The 16419-nt window shown below is 39.2% G+C and carries 15 protein-coding genes; 2 read left to right on the top strand and 13 right to left on the bottom strand.

Annotation, left to right across the window (positions count from 1 at the left end; all coding sequences use genetic code 11):
* Positions 1 to 95: 95 nt before the first annotated feature.
* The 4 genes from fghA to AC5KOD_RS16655 form a co-directional block, all read right to left on the bottom strand.
* Positions 96 to 932 carry an S-formylglutathione hydrolase gene (gene fghA, locus AC5KOD_RS16670; RefSeq protein WP_496915709.1) on the bottom strand — a complete coding sequence of 279 codons (837 nt, stop codon included), beginning with the start codon at positions 930 to 932 and terminating at the stop codon, positions 96 to 98.
* Positions 916 to 2049 (bottom strand): S-(hydroxymethyl)glutathione dehydrogenase/class III alcohol dehydrogenase, encoded by a 1134-nt coding sequence (locus tag AC5KOD_RS16665; protein ID WP_496915708.1) that lies wholly within the window; start codon positions 2047 to 2049, stop codon positions 916 to 918. Before AC5KOD_RS16665 ends, fghA begins: the two co-directional genes overlap by 17 nt.
* Before the next feature lie 157 nt (positions 2050 to 2206).
* Positions 2207 to 2914 (bottom strand): GntR family transcriptional regulator, encoded by a 708-nt coding sequence (locus AC5KOD_RS16660; protein WP_496915707.1) that lies wholly within the window; start codon positions 2912 to 2914, stop codon positions 2207 to 2209.
* Positions 2915 to 2998: 84 nt separating this feature from the next.
* The gene (locus AC5KOD_RS16655) at positions 2999 to 3940 is read right to left on the bottom strand and encodes a DUF7916 family protein (protein WP_496915706.1); all 942 of its coding nucleotides are present in this window, start codon (positions 3938 to 3940) and stop codon (positions 2999 to 3001) included.
* Positions 3941 to 4207: 267 nt separating this feature from the next.
* Here AC5KOD_RS16655 and AC5KOD_RS16650 point away from each other — a divergent pair, with 267 nt between their 5' ends.
* Complete coding sequence (locus AC5KOD_RS16650; protein WP_496915705.1) at positions 4208 to 4726, top strand: hypothetical protein; 519 nt, start codon at positions 4208 to 4210, stop codon at positions 4724 to 4726.
* 74 nt (positions 4727 to 4800) lie between these two features.
* Here AC5KOD_RS16650 and AC5KOD_RS16645 read toward each other — a convergent pair whose 3' ends face one another.
* The 8 genes from AC5KOD_RS16645 to AC5KOD_RS16610 form a co-directional block, all read right to left on the bottom strand.
* Complete coding sequence (locus tag AC5KOD_RS16645; RefSeq protein WP_496915704.1) at positions 4801 to 6141, bottom strand: sigma-54 interaction domain-containing protein; 1341 nt, start codon at positions 6139 to 6141, stop codon at positions 4801 to 4803.
* A gap of 144 nt (positions 6142 to 6285) precedes the next feature.
* Positions 6286 to 7221 (bottom strand): DUF561 domain-containing protein, encoded by a 936-nt coding sequence (locus tag AC5KOD_RS16640; RefSeq protein WP_496915703.1) that lies wholly within the window; start codon positions 7219 to 7221, stop codon positions 6286 to 6288.
* Position 7222: 1 nt separating this feature from the next.
* Positions 7223 to 8431: an L-lactate MFS transporter gene (locus tag AC5KOD_RS16635; protein WP_496915702.1), complete on the bottom strand. Its 1209-nt coding sequence runs from the start codon at positions 8429 to 8431 to the stop codon at positions 7223 to 7225.
* 14 nt (positions 8432 to 8445) lie between these two features.
* Positions 8446 to 10008 carry an acyl CoA:acetate/3-ketoacid CoA transferase gene (locus tag AC5KOD_RS16630; protein ID WP_496915701.1) on the bottom strand — a complete coding sequence of 521 codons (1563 nt, stop codon included), beginning with the start codon at positions 10006 to 10008 and terminating at the stop codon, positions 8446 to 8448.
* A 251-nt stretch (positions 10009 to 10259) separates the two neighbouring features.
* Positions 10260 to 10982, bottom strand: coding sequence for a 6-phosphogluconolactonase (locus AC5KOD_RS16625; protein ID WP_496915700.1), 723 nt, complete (start codon positions 10980 to 10982; stop codon positions 10260 to 10262).
* Position 10983: 1 nt separating this feature from the next.
* Positions 10984 to 11331 carry a PTS sugar transporter subunit IIA gene (locus tag AC5KOD_RS16620; protein ID WP_496915699.1) on the bottom strand — a complete coding sequence of 116 codons (348 nt, stop codon included), beginning with the start codon at positions 11329 to 11331 and terminating at the stop codon, positions 10984 to 10986.
* A complete protein-coding gene (locus AC5KOD_RS16615) occupies positions 11328 to 12560 on the bottom strand; it encodes a PTS sugar transporter subunit IIC (RefSeq protein WP_496915698.1) in 1233 nt (410 codons plus the stop codon). The genes AC5KOD_RS16620 and AC5KOD_RS16615 overlap by 4 nt, the downstream gene beginning before the upstream one ends.
* A 4-nt stretch (positions 12561 to 12564) precedes the next feature.
* The gene (locus AC5KOD_RS16610) at positions 12565 to 12879 is read right to left on the bottom strand and encodes a PTS sugar transporter subunit IIB (protein ID WP_496915697.1); all 315 of its coding nucleotides are present in this window, start codon (positions 12877 to 12879) and stop codon (positions 12565 to 12567) included.
* Between the two features lie 151 nt (positions 12880 to 13030).
* Here AC5KOD_RS16610 and AC5KOD_RS16605 point away from each other — a divergent pair, with 151 nt between their 5' ends.
* Positions 13031 to 14971, top strand: coding sequence for a BglG family transcription antiterminator (locus tag AC5KOD_RS16605; protein ID WP_496915696.1), 1941 nt, complete (start codon positions 13031 to 13033; stop codon positions 14969 to 14971).
* A 93-nt stretch (positions 14972 to 15064) separates the two neighbouring features.
* On the opposite strand, the gene AC5KOD_RS16600 is transcribed toward AC5KOD_RS16605, so the two are convergent.
* The gene (locus AC5KOD_RS16600; RefSeq protein ID WP_496915695.1) at positions 15065 to 16231 is read right to left on the bottom strand and encodes an ROK family protein; all 1167 of its coding nucleotides are present in this window, start codon (positions 16229 to 16231) and stop codon (positions 15065 to 15067) included.
* Positions 16232 to 16419: the final 188 nt, after the last annotated feature.

Here is a 16419-nt window from a genome sequence, read left to right as displayed (position 1 = left end):
AATTCACAATACCTTAAATTAATTATAAACAATAATTAGCAAAATAAATAGCCCTAATTTCTACCAATCTATCAGTAGAAATTAGAACTATTCTTTTAATTATTTAACAGATTAGCATGAAAACGTAAATGTGCCTCAATAAATGTTCCAATGGAGTAATAGCTATGATCATAGCCTGCTTTCAATTCATAATGAACCTCTGGCTTAGTTTCAGCAACTGTCAAAAACTTAGTAGAAACCAATTGTTCAGCCAAGAATTGATCCTGATCTCCTTGAAAAATTAGGATCGGAGGGGTCACCTCTGATCGGCTTAATAACGCAGTTGCATCCCACTCTTGCCAGTCATTTTGGTTGTCACCTAAATAATGAGTAAAAGCCTTAATCCCCCAAGGTACATCAGATGGGGTCAAAATTGGCGCAAAAGCTGAAATAGCCGAAAAGCGCTTAGCCTCTCTCAAACCAAGAACCAAAGCACCATGTCCGCCCATTGAGTGGCCTAAAATTGATTCCTTGCCAGAAAAATTAGGAATTAACTCTTGAACAATTACTGACAGTTCCGTCAAGATATAGCTAGCCATCTGATAATTTTCTTTCCAAGGTTCTGTAGTGGCATTCAGGTAAAAGCCTGCTCCCTGTCCTAAATCCCAGCCATCACTATCCGGCACGTCCCCTCCTCGAGGAGACGTATCAGGCATTGCAACAGCTAAACCTAGTTCAGCCGCATATTTTTGAAAGCCTGCTTTTTGCGAAAAATTATCATCTGTACAGGTCAGACCAGATAACCACCAAACCAGAGGAGTTGCTGTCTCAACAGGTGGCAAATACAAACTAAAGGTCATTTCTGACTTTAATGTTTCAGAATAATGACGGTATTTACGTTGCTCTCCACCAAAAGACTTGTGACTATCGATTAATTCAAGCGTTTGTTTCATGTTGACCTCCATAGGATAAAACCGTTCGAATCGCTTGGCCAGCATGAAGTAACTCAAAGGCCTCATTAATCGATTCAAAAGGTAACGTTTGTGTTATAAATGGCTCTATATCAATCTTGCCTGTCATTGCATCCTCTACCATTCCTGGTAATTGTGAGCGACCTTTGACACCACCAAAAGCCGATCCACGCCAGACGCGGCCTGTCACCAACTGGAAAGGACGAGTTGAAATCTCTTTACCAGCACCTGCTACGCCAATAATAATACTTTCACCCCACCCTTTATGACAACACTCAAGGGCCGAACGCATCACGTCAACATTTCCAATACATTCAAAACTATAATCAACGCCACCCTTAGTTAGCTCAACGATGACCTCTTGAATTGGTTGTTGATAGTCCTTAGGATTAAGGAAATCAGTTGCCCCCATCTCCTTCGCTAATTGGAACTTGTCTTCATTTAAATCAATTGCGATAATCCGTTTTGCTTGAGCTTGGACAGCCCCTTGGATGACTGCTAATCCAATCGCCCCCAAACCGAACACTGCAACTGTCGCTCCTGCCTCTACTTTCGCAGTATTATGAACCGCACCAATTCCTGTCGTCACACCACAGCCAAGTAAACACATCTTTTCTAAAGGCGCTTCTGGATTAATTTTAGCCAATGAAATCTCAGGTAAGACTGTGTACTCACTGAAGGTACTCGTCCCCATATAATGATAAACTGGCTCACCTTGGTAACTAAAGCGAGTTGTACCATCAGGCATCAGCCCTTTTCCTTGAGTCTCTCTAACCGCACTACAGAGGTTAGTCTTACCAGATAAACAAAACTCGCACTCACCACACTCAGCAGTATACAGCGGAATAACATGATCCCCAGGTCGGACCGATGTCACCCCTTCTCCTACTTCAACAACAATTCCGCCACCTTCATGACCTAAAACTGCTGGGAAAACTCCTTCCGGATCATCACCAGATAGAGTGAAGGCATCAGTATGGCAAACAGAGGTGTAGGCAATCTTCACCAATACTTCCCCTTTTTTGGGCGCGGCTACATCTATTTCAACAATCTTTAAAGGCTCACCTGGACCAAATGCTACAGCTGCTTTTGACTTCATTTGCTAATCGCTCCTCGCGTTATTTTTTCAGTTCTCTTTAACTTTATCAGATTTCGAGATAAAAAACTAATAACAAATTTGGCGTCTTTTTTGAAAAAAATAAAAACTCATTCAAAGGAACAACTTTCCTTAAAATGAGTTCTCATATTAGTTGCATTCACCCGTAGACTTTGCCACTTGCAAACAAGGTCACCTTTTCAAAATGAAGAATGCCTGTTGCACTAGCAAATAATTGACCATTACTAAGATATGTTTTTTCTCTAATAGTCAGACTAGGAGCATTGACTGGAAGTTTCAAATATGTTGCATTTTCCTGAGATAGGTACTCAGCAGAAATTTGCCGATCTGAGAATCCAATCCGTAACCCTAAATTCTCTGTGATATAAGTATAAATTGACTGCTCGACAATTTCCTTACCTAAATACGGAATAATATCCTTTCGGTAATAGGTCATCTCTACACGAATTGGTTCTTTATCTAAAAAACGAATTCGCTTAACGTAATATAACGGTGTTCCAACTGCACATCCTAAAAGAAGAGCCTGCTCAGCATCTGCTTCAAGAGTTCTAAGCTCAAGCATTTTAGATTGATTGACCGTTTCTCGGAATTCACTAGTCAACCCTTTCACCAAATTCAAATTTACACTATTATCAAAATTAATTTCCTTAATATAAATACCACTTCCACGAACCTGATAAGTATAGCCTTGATCCGTTAATAAAGTGATGGCACTTCTAATTGTGTTTCTACTCGCTTGAAAATGAGCCATCATCTCTTTTTCAGTCGGCAACTTCCCGCTTTCACGATAATCCCCCTCAACAATTTGTTGCGCCAGCAAGGCTGCAATGTCATGATACTTAGCCAAGAAACAACTCCTCCATTTACTAGTAATTACTTTCAGATAAGTTGGTAGCGCCCAACTGTTGGCAAACACCGCAACTCTCTGTGATTAACGAGTGATCGAACGCGAAATGCGGTTCATCGTATGGCGCATCCCTCTTATTGCAAGGGACATCGCATAAATATTTTCTGCCGGTGCCATTCCCCCGTAACCAGCGTCACCAATGTGCTGAATGTCTACCCCGCAAATCTTATTTCTCAAAGCAATCTGCTTCACTGTTTCTTGATCCGCGCTCTCTTGACTTGTGCCGATCGCCGACATCGTTAAAGCCCCTTCACTTTTAGCAAATTTTACCGCCTCAATCAACTCACTATCAGTAAAGCCTGGAACAGTCCCTACTGCTGGAAATAAAATAATATCCGCTCCAGCACTGGTAAATTCCTTAACGGCTTCAAGAGAGGCAACTGGTTCAGCAACACCTGCGCCGTGCATTTTTCCTGCTATGATCAAGCCAGAAAAATGCTTTTTAGCTAACACTATCGCTTTAGCAATTTCTTTGTTTGTCACACCTGTTCCTGGATTACCTGTTAGACAAATAAAATCTAACCCCAATTTTTCACATTCTTTCAACGTTTTTTCAGAACACATCCGCCCTTCAGGAATCACTAATAATTCTTCGGCCATCTTCGCTTCCAGATCAACAGGCTCAAGATTCGCCCCAATCGGTCTACCAACTAACTTTTTTAAGTCCGCTATTGGATTTCCTGTTGCTCCAGACTTAAGAGCTGTTGCCACCTCTTCAAAGAAAATCATACCAGGCAATCCCATGATAATCGGATTCAGACAGTCGAAACCATTCAATAAAATCAAGTCAGCTCCATATGCTCTGGCAACCTCGGCGTTCGTAATATCATTCGCAACTGGCGCCGCCATTACAACTGTTTCTGTACAAATTGTCCGACCTTCCGATGCTAAAATTGCTTGCTTTAAATCCGCACTACTCATTTTTTCAATCTCACTTGTTGAACAACTTAATAATCGTTTAACCATTTTTACACCTATCCTCTTTTATTATTTCATAAAATAATCCGTGAGCTAAGTCAATTTTGTCCCTTTAAAATTAGTACCAACTAATTTAACTTAATGGTACTACTTTACAAAGGAAATAACAAACAATTTTACGATTAATGAGATAGGCTACCCAAAATTTGGTTTATCCTGTACACTTAAAAATAGACAGATAACCAAATTTTATCTAAATAATCAAACTATTGAGACATTGATATATTTCCAAATTAGTTTACGAAAGGTAAATATATGCTAAAAATTATTGAAGTTATTCAAGATGCCACTGCCAAAAATTGCCCGCTACCAGCCTTAGCTCTAGCACTAACTTTGCCAGATATCTGTAGTCAAATCGAAGATCCCGATGAGAAAAATGTCGGTTATCGATACCGCAACTGGTACAATAATCACGTCCACAAATACGAAGACTTTCATTGCGCCCAACAAACGCCTAGCCTCGAACCCCTCCATGATATGGATGTTATGCTTCATAAATTTAATGGTTATGCCTGCTATAAATTGCGCTGTCTCTTATTACATCAAGGTGATGCTGCATTGACTGGTAAAATAAAGTACGATAATCTTTATTTTACGATTCATTCTGGAGAAGAGCCGCGCTTTATTCCACCAAATAAGCCAACTGGCCAACCTATTGAACATATTAGCATTAACAGTCAGTTATTGTGCGAATATTTATGTACCTATGCCAAAAAGTATTACGAAGACCATTCAAACAAAGATTTATTTAAGCGAAATGTCTTGCACAGGTGACTCTATTAATCATAAACAAGCTTTCGGCTTGCTCAAAAAGCACTCCGAAAGCCTGTTTATAATTAACTATTTTTTTACTCTTGCACTTTTTTCAGCTTTTTATATAAAACTGAGCGATGAATCCCTAACTGCTCGGCTGCCGGATTTACCTGCTGTTGATGCCGATCTAAAGCTTTTTCAATCACTAGCTTCTCCACATGCCCCATTATCTCTTTGTAGGTATAGTCCTCAAGAGTCTCTAGATAAAGATCTAGCAAAAAATCTGATTGATTACCTTCTTCTATCGAATGAGTGTCTCCTAATATGATTAAGCGTTCCACATAATTACGCAATTCACGGGTATTCCCAAGCCACGGATTTATCAACATTTTACGCATTTCAGTCGCTGAAACGACATAATTTTTACCATACTCCTGATTAAATTGAGCGACGTATTTATGGACGAGACCAACAATGTCTTCCGGCCGTTCTCTCAAAGGCGGCAACTGAATTGGCAGGACATTGATACGATAATACAAGTCCTTTCTAAACGTCCCCTCAGCCACCATCTGTCCCAAATCTCTATTCGTTGCACAAATCAAGCGAAAATGAACTTTATGACTAGTAACCGAGCCAATTCGGCGAACATCACCACTTTCAATTACTTGAAGGAGCTTTGTCTGCATCTCCAGTGGTAACTCAGAAATTTCATCTAAAAAGAGAGTGCCATTATTAACGGCCTCAAGTAAGCCAACCTTTTCCTCTGTCGCACCTGTAAAGGCCCCTTTTTCAAAACCAAAAAACTCAGATTCAAATAAATCTTTAGGAATAGCGCCACAGTTGACAGAAACAAATGCTCCGCCATTTTGAGGACTTTTCTCATGAATATACTTTGAAAGAACGCCTTTTCCTGTGCCGCTTTCACCGTATAGCAATATTTTGCTATCATAGAGAGCCACTTGCTGACAGACACTAACAATCTGCTTCATAGCGGGACTTTCCATGATAATCTCAACTGGCTGTTGGTCTTTCTCATAGGCAACACTCAATTCTTTTTTGACCTGTACCCCTTCTCTAGTATCAATTTTTAGAAAATCAGATTCATCTGACATTGTCACAACTAGATGGACCGTTCCGTCTTGATAAAGAATTGGCACCGAGGTTGATTTAACATTATAGCCGCGATTAGTCGCAATCACTTTCGTAACAGGCTGTTTCGTTCTCATGGCCTCCAATGTCGAGGACTCTTCATAAAAACCTTGCTTCACTAAATCATGGACATTAGCTCGTAATAACTCCTCCAAACTCAGTCCTAAAGTCAGAGCTGTAAACGTATTTGATAACAAGACATTTCCTTGAGAGTCTGTTACAAAAAGTGTTGCAGGTGCATTTTTTTTAATAGTTTGACTGATAATTTCGTCTAAAAGATTAAACATTCATTTTCCCCTATCCCATTAAGAGGAACAGCCCTCTTAACTAGTATTCCCACTACACTTATTATAACAAACTGGCCTCATTCTCACTATCTAATAAACATCTAGCCCCCTGTCCTAATCATTTTCCTAAGTATACTTAATAGGCTAAACAATCGGATTTAATGAGGCAATCACTTGATTGGCTTCTGTCACCAATTGCTCAATCATCTCTTTAGCTGGACGAATGTCAGTGATCATACCAGAGATTTGGCCTGCCATCACAGAACCATTTTCCACATCACCTTCATAGACTGCTTTTCGCAACGAACCCAAAGTCAATGCTTCTAACTCATCTCTAGAGGCATTCGCAAACTCTAATTCTTGATATTTTTGAATCATCGGATTTTTAATACTTCTAACAGGTGCGCCACTGCGGCGTCCAGTCACCATTGTCGACGTATCATCTGCTTTCAAAACAGCTTGCTTAAAGCTATCTGGAACAGGACATTCTTCTGCCGCTAAAAACAGGGTCCCAAGTTGAACCCCTTGGGCTCCTAAGGCAAAAGCCGCAGCAACTCCATGTCCATCTGCAATACCACCTGCTGCAATAACTGGTATCGAAACAGCTTGTACTACTTGTGGAACCAATGCCATCGTCGTCGTTTCACCAACATGGCCCCCTGCTTCTGTTCCCTCAGCAACAAGTGCGTCAACTCCAAGTTCCTCCATTTTTTTAGCCAATTTAACAGAAGGAATCACTGAAACGACTTTAACTCCCGCTTTTTTTAGTGTCTCCATATAAGGCTTAGGTGTGCCCGCTCCTGTCGTAACTACCTTGACTCCTTCTTCAATCAGAACCTCAATTAATTCTGGTATATTAGGCATCATCAACATCAAATTGACAGCAAATGGCTTATCAGTCCGTTCTTTACACGCCACAATCTGTTCGCGCAACTGCTCAGCAGATAACCCACCTGAAGCTAAAATTCCTAACCCCCCCGCATTAGACACCGCACTAGCCAATTCATACCGGGCAATTTGTGCCATTCCTCCTTGAAAAATTGGGTAGTCAATATTAAACATCTCCGTAAATTTACTCATTTTATTTTCCTACTTTCTTTTTATTTATATAAACAATATCTAAGATAAGTCCAACAACTGCTAGAGCAATGGCCACATAAAAGGCTTTAGTAAAATCACCTGAATTTGCTGCTGCCATATTTGCCGCTACTTTTGGTGCAAAGAAAGCCGCCACTGAATAACCGGCAAACACAATGCCATAATTCACCCCCTGATTCACTGGACCATAATTCTCCATTACAATTGACGGAAAGACTCCCATCACACCACCGAAGCATAGGCCTAAACCAATGATGCCAATAACAAATCCAAAGGTGCCAGAAATAGTTGCCAAAATCAACAATGAACCTGCAACAACGCTATAAATGATTAGCAACACTTTAGTGCGTCCTATCTTATCTGATACAGCTCCCCAAACAACTCGTCCTAGACAATTACTTAAAGAATAAACACTGACTATCAGAGCAGCTGTTTTAGCAGATAAGGCAAACATACCTTGGCCAATGACAGAGGCATTGGACGCGATCATCAAGCCTGAAAATGCCCCTACCCCAAGCATAGCAATAATCAAATAAAACTCAACCGTTTGAAGCATTTGCTTCCAATCCTTGTTAATTAATTTTGGCCCTTCAGTTTGTGGAGGTACCCACCCTTCTGGCACATAGTTAGCAGGTGCATTTCTCAAGAAAAGACTAGCTACAAGCGTTACGGCGATATAGACAAGTCCCATCCATTTAAAAGCAGCCAAAACATCTTGACTTTCGATCAACGCATTGGCAATAGGAGCTGCAATAATAGCTGCTCCACCCATCCCAGCGGTGATTAATCCAGAGGCTAACCCTCGTTTATCAGGAAATAAACGAATGGTGTTACTTAAACAACCAGAATACGCAAAGCCTTGTCCTAGGCCTGCTATCACGCCATAACTCAGATAAAGCATCGTCGTGGAAGTCGCCATGCTCGTTAAGAAAAAACCAGCACCAAACAATAAACCACCAAACAGGATCGTCCACTTCGCCCAGCCTTTATCCGTAAAATAACCACCTAAAATATTAGGAATTGGGCCAATTGCGGCATTAATGGTAAAAGCCGTCATAATTTCTCCCATACTCCACCCTTTTAACTGGCTCAACGGTCCAGCAAAAACACTAAAGGCATACACTGCCCCTGTACATAATAATATGGCCATTGAAGCAAATAATACTTGCCACCTATTTATTTTCTGACTCACCCTCGCTACCTCCCTTATGCTTTTTCTTTAATGAGGTCTTTTAATTTACCCCAGTGCTCTTGAAATAGATCATTTGACATTGTTGTTAACTTATCAGAAATAATCGGCGAAAAATCCATCTGTGCTAAAATATCTTTTTCCAAGTCAATACCTGGTGCGATTTCAATAAGCACGAGCTGCCCTTCTTCTAATTTAAAGACTGCACGTTCAGTTACATACAACACATTTTGCTCTTTCTCTGATGCGTACTTACCACTGAAAGTAATTTGCTCCACCTTTTTAAGGAACTTTTTATGCTTCCCTTCCTTAAGGATAGTCAACTTTCCTTCAGCGACATTAACTTCTAACCCGCCAGCTGTAAAAGTACCAGCAAAAATTAGCGTTTTCGACGTCTGAGAGATATTAATAAAGCCACCACAGCCAGCGACCCGATTGCCAAATTTACTAACATTAACATTCCCATACTGATCTGTTTGCGCCAAGCCTAAGACAGATAGATCCAAACCACCGCCGTCATAAAAATCAAACTGTGAATGATGATCCACAATCATTTCACTATTGTAGGCAAACCCAAAATCTTTAATATCAGCAGGGACACCACCAATTGAGCCCGCTTCTGTCGTTAAAATCAATTGATCGCTAACTTCTTCCTCAGCAGCAATTGCACCCACACTAGCTGGAATACCCACTCCTAAATTTAGAATCGTACCAGGAATTAGCTCCATTGCCGCGCGGCGTGAAATAACCTTACGCTCATCTAAAGGCATTTCCGGTACCGCATTTAAAGGGACTTTAACTTCACCTGAAAAGGCTGGATTATACTGAGTATTTTCTGTTTGATAATGATTTTCTGGTGAAGAAACAACCACATAGTCAACTAAAATGCCCGGAACGTGGACATCTTTTGGATTAATAGAACCACCAGCAACAACTGTCTCAGCCTGAGCGATAATAATGCCGCCTGAGTTTCTTACCGCTTGAGCAATTGGCAGGACTTCCATATGTAGCCCTTCCTTTTTCAATGATAGATTTCCATGTTCGTCAACAATTGTTCCTCGAATCAAGCCCACATCTAATGGAAATGATGGATAATAGAGCCAGTCTTCGCCATCTATTGTTGTTAATTTCACAAGATCATCGACACTTTTTTCAGACATTCTTGCGCCTTCTACACGAGGGTCAACAAAGGTTCCCATGCCAATTTTAGTAATAACCCCTGGGCGTTTAGCAGCTATTTCACGATACAACTGCGTAATGACCCCTTGAGGTAAATTGTAGGCCTCACATTTATTTTCACTAATCAACTCAGCCAATTTAGGCGAAGCAATGGCAATCCCCCCAATCCAGCGCTTGATTAAGCCCTCATGACCTAAATGACTCATTCCTTTATCTCTTCGATTCCCTACAGCACTCGCATGCATCACTGTTAAGTTTTTTGGATGCCCTTCAGTCAAAAATCGTTCTTCCATTCCGATCAAGGTCTCTTCATTCACACACGATAACCCAAATCCACTCAAGGCAACTGTACTGTTGTCCTTAATTAACTTAGCAGCTTCTTCTCTCGTAATAATTTTCACGTTGCTTCCTCCTTCTATCATGTTACGATAATCACAAGAATGAGTAATTCACTCTTCCCTTACATATAAGCAAGTATCGTGCCAACTTTTAAATCCCCTAATCAAAGGATTTCCAATCAAGAAACGTCTCAATAAAGAGATTGATTAACCGCTTATCGTAAAAAAGTGTCGCAAATTAGAGACTAAAGCCGTGGCTCTCACCAAATTGTGACAAAACAAAAAAGCTAGGACGAATGTCCTAACTTTTTCAATTAATTAGATAAACTCTTGGCCGCTTCCTTATCAAGAATCACCGTTAAATTTGGATGAAGCCTTAAATAAGAAGAAGGAAAATCTGGTGTCATTGGCCCCTCCAAAGCGCGCTTTACCGCCTCAGCCTTCCTAGTCCCATCAGCAATTAAAACTAATTTCTCTACTTTTAACAATGCTGGTAAGCCCAAGGTGTACATATAATCTGAATAATTACCATTCAAGCTTTGTTGATAAGGTTCATTCCAAGGATACTCATTCGTTAATTCGACTTGATAGACTTCTTGATCATATAGAGTACACTCTGGCATATTGGCACAAAAATGACCGTCTTCTCCAATACCAATCACCATCATGTCCAAGCCCCCCGCCTCATCAATTTCAGCAGGAAAGGTCGCAAAATTAGTGCCATCCATAGCATGAATTCGGCTCGCTTCAATCGCTGCTGGTTCAAAAAATGAGTGCGCTAGGCCATCAAAATTATCATATCCGACTACCTCACCCTCTTGATTTTTGATAGGTGTTTCATCAAACGTATAATAGTGGACATTTGATAAATCAGACAATTCCCCAAGTCTATCAACTAACTGTTCATACATTCGCTTTGGCGTACTACCACCTGTTAAAGAAACATTAACTCGCTTATCTTGAAGACAAGTAGCAAGAATCAACTCCGAGCACAATTGACTCATTTTTTCATAAGAATCTACGACTATTTTTTTCATATTAGGCCTCATCTAGCTTTCTTTGACTATTCTTGAGATATAACTTAAAGATTTTTTTTGACAACATGTATTGAGAATGAATTGTCATCATTGTGTCTTGAGCATGGCTGAAAAGAGGCGAATACTCAACAGCTATTCCCGCGGCCTCACTTTGAACCACACTAGTTTGAAAACGATGCGCCTTTGTTAATAGCTCATTTGCTTCATTCATTTTGGCCTCAGCTTCACTCAATTGATCCTCTTCCAATAAATCATAGGCCTCCATCAGAGCAGTCCGAGCATCCCCAGCATGTAAAATCATTTGCATTGAAATTTGAATCAGTTCGTCTTTTGTCAGTTTAGTTGTCATTTACTTTCTCCTTCTAGCTCAAGTTGTTCTAAATCATAGGCCTTCCAAAATGGATACCAGATCGCCGTTGCAATCGCTAAAACGACTAGAGATAGAACAATTGCTTTCCAATCTCCACTTACTAAGTCCCCCTGAATCGGCGCTGGAATAAACCATAAATTAAAAACTTTTGATGGTGTTGCCACAAGGCCACTTTTCAGTGCAAAGTAAACAATCGTTGGATTAATAAATGAATTTAACCAAAAAGGAATCATCAACAATGGATTCAGCATAATCGGTGCTCCAAAAACAATCGGCTCATTAATATTAAAGATACTTGGCACAATCCCTGCTTTACCGATCGCTTTAAGTCTAGCCGACTTACTTTTAACTAGCATAAATGCGAGTGGCAAGGTCGTCCCCATACCGCCCAACGTAATCAGCCCTTGCACAACTTCACCAGTATTGATATTAGTCGCTGCAAGACCTTGACTAAGTAATTGCGTATTTTCTGCAATCCCTGCTAATTGAATCGGATAGAATAACCCGTAAAGTAACCAAGGGCTGATCCCAAAGGAATATAGAATTGTTGTAACAAAAACAAATCCTAGTAACCCTAAATAGCTTTGCCCAAAATTGGTTAAAGGCGTCAAGATAGTTGTCAAAATTTCAAAAAAGTTAATATTAAAGGTAAACACAACTAGATACGCTATCGTTAAAATAATTAAAATCGGCATAAAGGAATCAAAGCTTGATACAATATAATCTGGAATGGCTTCACTATCCTTGAAGAATGTAAACTTCGCCAAAAGAATAAACACAATTGCCGTAAAATAACCAGATAAAATCCCTAAAAACATCCCACCAGAACCAAAACTGTCCCCAGCAAAAATTAGTTCGCCATTCTCGTTAATTTTTGCCAAAACTAACATCAGATATAAGCCAACATTAGCAATACCAGCAAGATTTTTCTTACTGTCCATCTTCTTCCGCTGTAAAATATAGACGGGCAGAACAAAGGAAATCGCTAAGCCAATAATCCCAAAACTAAAACTACTTATGGGAGTTAAATCTGGAAATTTTGGAAAGTAACTATTTAAAATAGATAAAACGGAAATCACGGACCCGACCAAAGTCAGAGGTAGTGTACTCATGATTGCATCCTGTAGACTAGCAATCCAACTATTCCGAGATAACTTTGTTGCAAAAGGTGTGACTCGCTTATTTACTAATGCTATAAAGGTCTGCATCTTTTTATTCCTCCATCATAGTAAGTACTTTTTTCACCGCTCGCTCGCCATCTAAAGCCCCATAAATATCGTTTTCAATAATGGCAAGTTTCACGTTTTTTCCTGCTATTTTTTCTTCAATTTCCTGCTCTAAATAACGTAAATGTGGGCCAACTAACAAGACATCAATCTCATCTACATGATTGTCTATCTCAGACTCGCTTGTTGCAAAAACCTCCATAATAAGCTGTTGCTTCTTCGCTGATTTTCTCATGCTACTTGCCAAAAAACCACTACTTGCACCGCCACCACATACTAACATAACTGTTATTTTATCCATTCTTCATTCCCCCTAGCTAATTGATTAACCTAAGTTTACCAACTTTCCAACAGCAGGGACAGCCATCTTTTTCACCGCACCGGTGCAACTACCAATTGTTATTTTTATTTAAAAAAGGCTATAATGAAGATACATTTTAAGGGGATAAAGGGTGGTAGTGACTGTGGAAGAAAAATTTATGCGAGTTATTTTATTTTTAGATGCTAACAATAGCTGGACAACCTCCACTGAGCTCGCTCAGTATTTAGGTTGTTCAAAGAGAACTATTAAAAATTATGTTCAGCAAATTAACGAATTAGTTCCCGATGCTATCTCAGCATCTCAAAAGGGCTATCAGTTAGCTGCCTTACAAAAAGAACAAGTATTTAATTATTTCAAACTGGACGCTAGCCCTAATTTGCAAAGTTTAAAGCAGCGCCGTAAACAATTAATCCTGGCCTTACTCAGAGAGCGTCATAAATTAAATGTCTTTGATTTAGAAGAACTACTTTTTATTAGCCCAACGACGTTAAAGAATGATTTGAATAAAATCAGGGAAGAATTTTCGACCTATGATTTAACCATCGCAATCACTGGTGATTTTGTTGAAGTAATGGGCGCTGAGAAAGATAAGCGCCGACTTTTTATCGATCAGGTATATGATGACTATGACACGAGTAGCCTTGATATTTCCTTTATCGAACAATTATTTCCCCTCATCCCAGTTGCAACAATCTCGGAATTCACGTCACAATTGCTGAAAGAGAATGATCTATTTGTCGATGACTATATTCTTACGAGCATCATTCTTCATTTTACGATTATGCTTGAACGAATTAAAAGTAGCCACAGCTTAACTGCTCCACCTATTGTCGAGTTGAATGAGCCAAATATCTTTGCTATGTCTGAAGAAATAGTTTCCTACTTAGAAACTTTACTTAGGTTGAAATTCGCACCTAATGAGGTCTATGAAGTGTACTTTTTATTATTAGCTAAAACCTCTAGTGTTAGTCAAAAAAAAATAACAAAGGATAACCTCGTTACCTTCGTCAAACCAGAGGCACTTGAAATTGTAGATGAAATTATGGCCTTTCTCAATGATTTTTACGTGATTGATATTGAGGATGAAGGCTTCTTAATTCCCTTTACTGTCCATATCAACAACTTACTAATTCGTAGCCAGACAGCCTATTTCTTGAAAAATCCTTTGCTGACAAGTATTAAAGAAGGCCATCCTTTTGTATACGAGCTCTCGGTTTCCATTGCACATATTATCAATAAGCGAACAAACAACACCGTGACAGATGACGAGATTGGTTTCCTCGCATTACATTTAGGCGGGGCTTTTGCCAAAGAAAATAAGAAATATCGAAAATTATTAACAGCCTTAGTTATTCCAGATATTCGTACCTTGGCCTCTGATTTGAATGCTAAAATCGAAAAACAATTCGGCGACTCTTTATTTATTGAGCAGGTCTATACACGGCTAATAGACCAAACAGAATTGATAAATTTTGACGTTGTTATCACGACCATCCCTTTGCTTGTTGCAAATGATCAGCTAACCATTATTAATATTAGCCCCTTCTTCAATCTAAGTGATCAAAAAAAAATCTACTTCGATATTGAAGAAGCCCTCCTAAAAAAGCGATACGATCAATTTAAGAAAAGTATCTGGCAAGTCAGTGACTCTAACTTTTTTATGAAGAACGAGGTGTTAACAACTAAGGCTGATGTGATTCAGGTTGTATCAGATATTTTAATTAATGAAGGCATTGCTCAACCTAATTTTGAGCAGCAATTACTCACAAGAGAGTCTCTCTCTTCAACAGCCTATAACAATATAGCGATTCCTCACACGATAAAAATGGATGCCATTCACTCAAAAATGTATATTATTTGCAGTGAACGCCCGATTGATTGGGGAGACGATCAATTCGTTAACATCATTTTCTTGTTTGCGATTAACGAACACGACAAAAAAACCTTCTACACTATTTTTGAAATGATTTCATTACTTTTCTCAGACCGAAAAAATGTTCTAAAAGCCTTAAAATATGATAATTACCACGATTTCCTCTCCTTTCTAACGAGTCAAAATATTAATCAGTAAGCGACAAAATAAGCTAAAGCCCTCCTACTGCGAGAGCTCTAGCTTATTTAAGTGACGTCATTTACACTAAAAATCAGAGTAAATAGAAGCCTTTTATCTCGTCACATACTTAGTTAAATCCAGTGAATTAATCGCTAAAAATTGTCGAATACTGATAGATGCGGCGCCATATAGCGTCGCATTCGACCCCAGCTCCGAGTTAACAATCTCCGCCTCTTGATTAAAGGAACTCGTCAAGTGAGCGACAATACTTGGTAACATCTCAGGAATTTTACGGATAATCGCACTATTCAAAAAAATTCTTTGAGGAGAAAAATGGCAAATCAAATTATTTACCCCAATTGACAGATGCAGGGTCATTTGATCGATCAGCTCTAAAGCAATCGGCTCTTTTTTCTTGTAAGCAGATATAAAACTTTCTAATTCAGGCTTTAAACCAGTCTTTTCGGCATAGGCTTCAAGAATTGCCTTCTCAGAGCAATACTGCTCCAAGCATCCATGGTTACCACAAGGACAGAGACGACCACGAGGAACCAGAGTTGAATGCCCCACTTCACCAGACTTACCGCCCTTCCCTTTATAAAGCTGATTATTAATCATAATTCCTGCACCAATCCCACTATAGATACTCAAACTAACAATATCAACATCTCTTGTTGAAAAAGTTGCCTCAGCCATGGCAGTCAGATTCGCTTCATTTTCTAGTATAACTGGTATAGCAAATAGTTTACCTAATTCAGCTACCAAATCCATCTGGTCTAAATCATAATATGGCGTAAATTTAATTTGATTATCATCAACAATACCATGAATCGCGATCGTTATCCCAACAATCCCGTAAGGTGAGCTTGTCTGACATCTAGTCTGATGATCACGAATAATTTCTGCTAAACAGTCAATAACCGTCGCTTGTGAGACACTAAAATTTTTTATTTTTTTTGAATCGACAAAACAACCGTCGAGATAAGTCAATGAACTAGACACGTAATTATAACCCAGATCAAAATTTAAGGTATAGCCCGCACGACTGTTAAAGCCCATTAATACAGGCTTACGGCCACCCGTTTTAGCACTACTTCCCTCCCCCAATTCAATAACTAACTCCTTCTCAATTAACCCAGCAGTAATTTCAGATACAGTCGCTTTATTTAAGTTGGTTCGTTTAGCGACCTCCGCTCTAGAAATTGTTTGCTCTTTAATTATCTGTTCTAAAACAACTGCTTCATTTTGTTTGCGAATCATATATTTATCAACTAACATTTTTTCACTACTTCCTATCTTAATTAGTCTATCTTATCTACTGTTAGTTTATCACGCTAACAATTTAGACACAACTTCTACTGTTGACACACGACATCATCTCCAAAAAAGTTTCCAAATGAATGACAGATAATGATTGACAAGGGAGTTCATATTCATTATTATATAGTTAGTACGTTAAACTTACT

It is taken from the genome of Vagococcus sp. WN80Y (genome assembly GCF_059621045.1).
The sequence above is the reverse complement of the archived record's forward strand: the minus strand, read 5'-3'. Positions and strand labels throughout refer to the sequence as shown.

Bases quoted from the DNA above. Each gene is read 5' to 3' on its own strand.
- AC5KOD_RS16655 (WP_496915706.1), bottom strand. From the start codon at position 3,940: ATGGTTAAACGATTATTAAGTTGTTCAACAAGTGAGATTGAAAAAATG.
- AC5KOD_RS16600 (WP_496915695.1), bottom strand. From the start codon at position 16,231: ATGTTAGTTGATAAATATATGATTCGCAAACAAAATGAAGCAGTTGTT.
- AC5KOD_RS16625 (WP_496915700.1), bottom strand. From the start codon at position 10,982: ATGAAAAAAATAGTCGTAGATTCTTATGAAAAAATGAGTCAATTGTGC.
- AC5KOD_RS16650 (WP_496915705.1), top strand. From the start codon at position 4,208: ATGCTAAAAATTATTGAAGTTATTCAAGATGCCACTGCCAAAAATTGC.
- AC5KOD_RS16620 (WP_496915699.1), bottom strand. From the start codon at position 11,331: ATGACAACTAAACTGACAAAAGACGAACTGATTCAAATTTCAATGCAA.
- AC5KOD_RS16665 (WP_496915708.1), bottom strand. From the start codon at position 2,049: ATGAAGTCAAAAGCAGCTGTAGCATTTGGTCCAGGTGAGCCTTTAAAG.
- fghA (WP_496915709.1), bottom strand. From the start codon at position 932: ATGAAACAAACGCTTGAATTAATCGATAGTCACAAGTCTTTTGGTGGA.
- AC5KOD_RS16615 (WP_496915698.1), bottom strand. From the start codon at position 12,560: ATGCAGACCTTTATAGCATTAGTAAATAAGCGAGTCACACCTTTTGCA.
- AC5KOD_RS16610 (WP_496915697.1), bottom strand. From the start codon at position 12,879: ATGGATAAAATAACAGTTATGTTAGTATGTGGTGGCGGTGCAAGTAGT.
- AC5KOD_RS16640 (WP_496915703.1), bottom strand. From the start codon at position 7,221: ATGAGTAAATTTACGGAGATGTTTAATATTGACTACCCAATTTTTCAA.
- AC5KOD_RS16645 (WP_496915704.1), bottom strand. From the start codon at position 6,141: ATGTTTAATCTTTTAGACGAAATTATCAGTCAAACTATTAAAAAAAAT.